The sequence below is a fragment of the Actinacidiphila sp. bgisy167 genome (genome assembly GCF_057707665.1).
In genome coordinates, this window is record NZ_JBYIQP010000238.1 from 1 (window position 1) to 558 (window position 558).

At 65.6% G+C, this 558-nt stretch carries 1 pseudogene; it reads left to right on the forward strand.

What is annotated here, in order from left to right:
- Positions 1 to 382: pseudogene (locus AC3ET4_RS30965) on the forward strand (transposase); the annotation flags it as partial.
- Positions 383 to 558: the final 176 nt, after the last annotated feature.

A 558-nucleotide genomic window follows, 5' to 3' on the forward strand; every position in this document is an offset into this window, starting at 1 on the left:
AGATCCCCGTCATCCACCGCGACGACGCCCGCGGCCACGGCCGCCACGAACAGCGTCTCGTCCAAGTCGTCACCGTCAACGGCCTGCTCTTCCCCCACGCGGCCCAGGTCCTGCGCATCCAGCGCAGACGCCGTCTCTACGGCGCGAAGAAGTGGTCCAGCGAGACCGTCTACGCCATCACCGACCTGCCCGCCGAGGAGGCGAGTGCCGCCGAGATCGCTTCATGGGCTCGCGGGCACTGGACGGTGGAGAACACCGTCCACTGGTGTCGGGATGTAACCTTCAGCGAGGACAAGTCCCAGGAACCCACAACACGCCCTCAGTCCTCGCCGCCGTCCGCGACCTGATCCGCGGTGCGCTCAAGCTTGCCGGGTACGTCAACCTCGTGAATTCAGCTACGACGCTGGCTGGCCCCTGATCTGACGCCCTGATAGTAGAAGGGGTGCCCCCGACCTGCGATGATCTGGATTGACTAGATCAAGAACGTCGCGAAGCAAGGGGCACCCTCCGGGTGAAAGCTACCAGTTGGGACAGTGGGCTCGTGGTGCGGGCCGACGG